At 69.0% G+C, this 5,674-nt stretch carries 6 protein-coding genes and 1 pseudogene; 3 read left to right on the plus strand and 4 right to left on the minus strand.

Going from position 1 to position 5,674, the window contains the following annotated elements; translation table 11 throughout:
- The 3 genes from VGD93_RS15730 to VGD93_RS15740 all read left to right on the plus strand — a co-directional run.
- The coding region (locus VGD93_RS15730; protein WP_395013113.1) for an L-serine ammonia-lyase, iron-sulfur-dependent, subunit alpha at positions 1-378 on the plus strand (378 nt) is incomplete at its 5' end.
- 61 nt (positions 379-439) lie between these two features.
- Complete coding sequence (locus VGD93_RS15735; RefSeq protein ID WP_395013114.1) at positions 440-829, plus strand: DUF7662 domain-containing protein; 390 nt, start codon at positions 440-442, stop codon at positions 827-829.
- Positions 819-1,241, plus strand: coding sequence for a type II toxin-antitoxin system VapC family toxin (locus VGD93_RS15740; protein WP_395013115.1), 423 nt, complete (start codon positions 819-821; stop codon positions 1,239-1,241). The genes VGD93_RS15735 and VGD93_RS15740 overlap by 11 nt, the downstream gene beginning before the upstream one ends.
- A gap of 1 nt (position 1,242) precedes the next feature.
- Here VGD93_RS15740 and flhA read toward each other — a convergent pair whose 3' ends face one another.
- From flhA to VGD93_RS15760, 4 genes and pseudogenes are all read right to left on the minus strand, one after another.
- Positions 1,243-3,366: a flagellar biosynthesis protein FlhA gene (gene flhA / locus VGD93_RS15745; protein ID WP_395013116.1), complete on the minus strand. Its 2,124-nt coding sequence runs from the start codon at positions 3,364-3,366 to the stop codon at positions 1,243-1,245.
- Positions 3,367-3,537: 171 nt separating this feature from the next.
- On the minus strand, positions 3,538-4,908 hold the full coding sequence (locus VGD93_RS15750) for a sigma-54 interaction domain-containing protein (protein WP_395013117.1): 1,371 nt from the start codon (positions 4,906-4,908) through the stop codon (positions 3,538-3,540).
- 9 nt (positions 4,909-4,917) lie between these two features.
- Positions 4,918-5,205 carry a flagellar motor switch protein FliN gene (fliN, locus tag VGD93_RS15755; RefSeq protein WP_395013118.1) on the minus strand — a complete coding sequence of 96 codons (288 nt, stop codon included), beginning with the start codon at positions 5,203-5,205 and terminating at the stop codon, positions 4,918-4,920.
- A gap of 41 nt (positions 5,206-5,246) precedes the next feature.
- Positions 5,247-5,674, minus strand: a pseudogene (locus VGD93_RS15760) (hypothetical protein); the annotation flags it as partial.

Consider the following 5,674-nt stretch of genomic DNA (forward strand, 5'->3'; position numbering starts at 1 on the left):
GCCTCCATCTCGGGGGCGGAAGTGGGCTGCCAGGGCGAGGTCGGCTCGGCCTCGGCCATGGCCGCGGCGGCGCTGTGCGCGGCACTGGGCGGCAGCAACGAGCAGATCGAGAACGCGGCCGAGATCGCGCTCGAGCACCACCTGGGCATGACCTGCGATCCGATCCGCGGGCTGGTGCAGGTGCCGTGCATCGAGCGCAACGGCATGGGCGCGGTCAAGGCGGTGGCGGCGGCCTCGCTGGCGGCGCTCGGCGACGGCAGCCACATCGTGCCGCTCGACGCCTGCATCGAGACCATGCGCCAGACCGGCCGCGACATGGACGAGCGCTACAAGGAGACTTCGCTCGGCGGGCTGAGCGTGGCGCTGCCGGAGTGCTAAGAGTCACAGTGTTTACACTCGGAGAAAGTGTGTGTAGTTTTCGGCGCTGAGGACACATGCCATGTCGAAGTACGACCCGTTGACCGAACACCTCATGCGCCGGGGACAGGCCCGCATTCCGATGAGGTTTTCGGAAATCGAGGCGGTTCTGGGCTTCCAGTTGCCGTCGTCGAAATCCTACCGCGCCTGGTGGAGCAATAATCCCAGCAACAATGTGATGACGAAGGCATGGCTAGCCGCGGGATACCGAACCGAACAGGTCGACCTCGAGGGCGAGCGGGTCGTATTCGCCAGGCAGGACAACGACGAGGTCTCAAAGAAGGAGCCGACAGGGCGACCCAAGGGTCGGCATCCGGCCTGGGGTGCGCTCAAGGGGACCACTATTATCAGGCCCGGCACCGACCTCACCGAGCCAGCCGAGCCGGAATGGGGCGAGGTATATGGCAACTAGCACGCGGCTGCTGTTGGATACCTGCGCCGCGATCTGGATCACGGAGGACGCCCCGCTGGCGGATGCGGCAGCACGTGCCATCGACGGTGCGTTCCACGAGGGAAGGCCGATCTTCGTGTCCCCCATCACCGCCTGGGAGCGCGGCGTGCTTGTCGCCAAGGGCAGGCTGGCGTCGCCGATTACGCCGCATGCGTGGTTCTCCCGGCTCGTCGCCGAAACCGGCTTCGCCGTTGCCGATCTCTCGCCTGAAATCCTGATCGACTCCTCATTCCTTCCCGGGGCGATCCACAACGATCCCGCGGATCGCATCCTCGTCGCGACGGCGCGGGCGATGGATCTGGTCGTGGTAACGCGCGACCGGAAGATCCTGACCTATGCCGAAGAGGGGCACGTGCGCGCCCTGGCCTGCTAGCCTAGACCGAGCCGATCGTCTTGAGCCGCACCCTCGGGTGCACCTCGTTCTGGCTCATCACCACGGTCTGCGGGCGGAAGCGCTCGATGATGGCGCGCACGTGCGGGCGGATGCCGGGCGAGGTGATGAGCACCGGCAGTTCGCCCGCCTGGGCGGCCGTCTCGAAGCCCTGCTGGATGGCGACGATGAACTGCTGCAGCCTGGACGGCGCCATGGCGAGGTGGCGCTCGGCGCCCTCGCCCACCATGGCCTCGGCGAAATCGCGCTCCCATTGCGGCGAGAGGGTGAGCAGCGGCAAATTGCCGTCCGGCCCGAGATTGGCGGCGCACAGCTGGCGGGACAGGCGGGCGCGCACGTGCTCGGCAAGCATCTGCGGGGTTCGCCCCGGCCCGGCGACCTCGGCGATGCCCTCGAGGATGGTGGGCAGGTCGCGGATGGAGATGCGCTCGGCGAGGAGCGTCTGCAGCACGCGTTGCACGCCCGACACCGAGATCTGGGAGGGAACGATGTCCTCGACCAGCTTCTGCTGGTCCTTGGAGAGACCGGACAGCAGCGACTGCACGTTGGCATAGCTCAGGAGGTCGGCGATATTGGCCTTCAGCACCTCGGTCAGGTGGGTGGAGATCACCGTCGAGGGATCGATGATGGAATAGCCGCGCAGTTCCGCCTCGTCGCGCAGCGCCGGCTCGATCCAGGTGGCGGGCAGGCCGAAGGTGGGCTCGGTGGTGTGGATGCCGGGCAGCGTGATCTGCTGGCCCGTGGGGTCCATGATCATCAACTGGCTGGCGAAGATCTGGCCGTGCCCCGCCTCCACCTCCTTGATCTTGATCTTGTAGTCGTTGGGCTCGAGCTGCATGTTGTCGAGGATGCGCACCGGCGGCATGACGAAGCCGAGTTCGGTGGCGAGCTGCCGGCGCAGCGCCTTGATCTGCTCGGTCAGCCGGTCGGTGCCGGTGTCGTCCTCCTTGACCAGGGCCAGCAGCCCGTAGCCGAGTTCGAGCTTGAGCTCGTCGATCTTCAGGCTGTCGGCGATCGGCACCTCCTCCTGCGGCAGCGACGCTGCCTGCTTGACGATGTCCTCGGCGGCGGCGACGGCGCGGGATGCCGTCCTGGTCCGGCTCGAGCGGTAGGCAAGGAAGCCGACGCCGCCGGCCAGCGCGAGGAAGGGAACAACCGGCATGCCGGGCAGCAGGGCGAGGGCGCCGACGACCGCGGCCGACATGCCCAGCGCCTTGGGATAGCTGGTGAACTGGGCGACCAGCGCCTTGTCGGCCGAGCCGGTGACGCCGGCCTTGGACACCAGCATGCCGGCGGCGGTGGAGACGATGAGCGCGGGAATCTGGCTGACCAGCCCGTCGCCGACGGTGAGCAGCGTATAGTTGTTGCCCGCCTCTTCGAAGCTCAGCCCCTGCTGCATCATGCCGATGACCATGCCGGCGACGATGTTGATGAAGGTGATGAGCAGGCCGGCGATGGCGTCGCCGCGCACGAATTTGGAAGCGCCGTCCATGTTGCCGAAGAAGGCGCTCTCGGCCTCCAGCGTCTCGCGGCGCTTGCGCGCCGCCGCCTCGTCGATGAGGCCGGCGGAGAGGTCGGCGTCGATCGCCATCTGCTTGCCGGGCATGGCGTCGAGGTTGAAGCGGGCGGCGACCTCGGCGATGCGCCCGGAACCCTTGGTGATGACGATGAAGTTGACGATGATCAGGATGGTGAACACCACCACGCCGATGATGAAGTTGCCGCGCATGACGAAATTGCCGAAGGCCTCGATGACGTGGCCGGCGGCATCGGTGCCGTCGTGGCCGTCGGCGAGGATCAGGCGCGTCGAGGCGAGGTTGAGCGCCAGCCGCATCATCGCGGCGATGAGCAGCACGGTGGGGAAACTGGAGAACTCGAGCGGCGTCTGGATGAACAGCGCCGTCATCAGGATCAGCACCGAGAAGACGATCGAGATGGCGAGCAGCGCGTCGAGCAGCAGCGGCGGCAGCGGCAGGATGAGGACGATGATGATCGCCATGATGCCGACGGCCAGCCCGATGTCGGTGCTGCCGACGGTGCGGCCGATGGCGCCGAGGCCGGGGAGCTTGAAGCCGGAGCCGGGGGTGGCGTTGGAAAGATCAGACACGCGGTGCCTCCGTGCCGCAGCCGGCGGAGCCGTTCACCCCCCTCCCATCCTCCCCCGCGCGGGGGGAGGTGTCCCCCGGTGGGCGGGGCGCCGGAGTGCTAGCGCCAGCCCACACCCTCCCCCTTGAGGGGAGGGGACGGGGGTGGGGGACCATCGGCAAGTTGGGATTGGTCACGCGGCTGTAGTCCGCTGCTCGCCGGGGGCGGGGATGGAGGTGCCTTCCTCGGCGTACTGGTTGAGCTTGTTCCGGAGCGTGCGGATGGAAATGCCGAGGATGTTGGCGGCGTGCGTGCGGTTGCCGAAGACGTGGTCGAGCGTGTCGAGGATGAGGTCGCGCTCGACCTCGGCCACGGTACGCCCCACCATGGCGCGGGTGACGGTCTGGGCCGCCTGCGCCGCCTGGGTCACCAGCGAGGCCGCCTGCACCACCTCGGTGAGGCCGGTGCCGTCCGGCATGGCGATGGCTTCGGGGCCGATGCTCTCGCCGCCCGCGAGCAGCACCGCGCGGTGCAGCGTGTTCTCGAGCTCGCGCACGTTGCCCGGCCACGGCGCCTTGAGCAGGGCGGCGCGGGCCGCCTCGGAGAGCACGCGGTTGCCGAGCCCGTTGGCCTTGGCATATTTCGCGACGAAATGCTCGGCGAGCGCGACGATGTCGCCCGGCCGCTCGCGCAGCGGCGGCAGCCTCAGATTGACGACATTGAGGCGGAACAGCAGGTCCTCGCGAAAGGAGCCCTCGCGCACCGCGTCGGCGAGGTTGCGGTTGGAGGTGGCGATGATGCGGATGTCGACGGGCACCGGCCGGGTGCCGCCGATGCGGTCGATGACGCGCTCCTGGATGGCGCGCAGCAGCTTGGCCTGCAGGCGGATGTCCATCTCGGAGATTTCGTCGAGCAGCAGCGTGCCGCCGGAGGCCTCCTCGAACTTGCCGATGCGGCGGGCGACGGCGCCGGTGAAGGCGCCCTTCTCGTGGCCGAACAGTTCGCTCTCGAGCAGGGCCTCGGGGATGGCGGCGCAGTTGATCGAGATGAAGGCCCGGCCGGCGCGCTTCGAGCGCGTGTGCAGGTATTTGGCCATGACCTCCTTGCCGGTGCCGCTCTCGCCGGTGATGAGCACGCTCGCCGCGGAGGGGGCTACCTGGTCGGCGAGCCGGACGACGCGGGCCATGGCCGGGTCGCGGAACAGGAAGTCGCTCGACTCGCGCGCCACCGCCGCGATCACTGCCGCGATCAGCTCGGCATCGGGGGGCAGGGGGATGTATTCCTTGGCGCCGGCGCGGATGGCGTTGACCGCCGCGGCAGCGTTGGTCTCGGTGCCGCAGGCGACGACGGGGACGTGGAAGCGCTCGCCCTCGAGGCCCGCGATCAGCCCGGGGATGTCGGCCATGACGTCGACGAGAAGCAGGTCGGCGCCGTGGCCGGCGCGCAGGCTGGCAAGGGCCACCTCGATGCTGGGCGCATGCGCCACCTTGGCGCCGCCGGCCATGGCCAGCTTGGTGGCCTCGCTCAACTGGCCTTCGAGGGCGCCGATGATCAGTAGCCGCATGGTGCTCTCCTAGGCCGCCTTGATGATTTCGGTCATGGTGACGCCGAGCCGGTTCTCGACCAGCACGATCTCGCCGCGCGCCACCAGCCGGCCGTTGACATAGATCTCGACGGCCTCGCCGACCTGGCGGTCGAGCTCGACCACGGTGCCGACGTCCATCTTGAGCAGTTGCGACACCGGCATGCGGGTGCGCCCCAACACCACCGAGATGCGCACCGGCACGTCGAAGACTGCCTCGAGATCGGCGGCCGTCTTCTCTCCGTAGGGGGGCACCGGCTCGCGGCCCTCCGCGACCATTTCCTCAAGACCGATGCCACCGGGGTCGTCGCCGCCGCTGCTCATTGTTCGCCCTCTTCCGGGATTGCGGCGCCGTGGGCGGCGAGATAGGCCGCAACGCGCCTGTCGATTGCCGCCGAAACGGCGTCCATGTCGCGGACGACGCCGCCGTCGACCCATTCGATGCGGCCGTCGCCCAGCGCCTGATCGGGATCGCCCATGACCACGAGGCGGCCGGTGAAGCCGGAGGTCGCGATGCGGGCTGCGGCGATCTCGCGCACGGCGTCGGCGAGGCCGGGATGGCAGCGGATCACCAGGTGCGGCACGCCGTCGAGCGCGGCGAGGCATTCGACGAGCAGCGCCTCGATCTCGGCCGTCGGCTGGCGCGCGACAAGCGCACGGGCGAGCTTGCGGGCGATGGCCAGAGCCAGTTCCGCGGCGTCGGCAAGCGTCGCCGTCCGCGCTTCGTCGACGGCGGCGGCGAAGCCGG

Source organism: Devosia sp. (assembly GCF_036406155.1).
In the GTDB taxonomy this organism is placed as follows: Bacteria; Pseudomonadota; Alphaproteobacteria; order Rhizobiales; family Devosiaceae; genus Devosia_A.

Coding starts and splice junctions, on each gene's coding strand:
- VGD93_RS15750 (WP_395013117.1), bottom strand. CDS start 4,908: ATGCGGCTACTGATCATCGGCGCCCTCGAAGGCCAGTTGAGCGAGGCC.
- VGD93_RS15735 (WP_395013114.1), top strand. CDS start 440: ATGTCGAAGTACGACCCGTTGACCGAACACCTCATGCGCCGGGGACAG.
- fliN (WP_395013118.1), bottom strand. CDS start 5,205: ATGGTCGCGGAGGGCCGCGAGCCGGTGCCCCCCTACGGAGAGAAGACG.
- VGD93_RS15740 (WP_395013115.1), top strand. CDS start 819: ATGGCAACTAGCACGCGGCTGCTGTTGGATACCTGCGCCGCGATCTGG.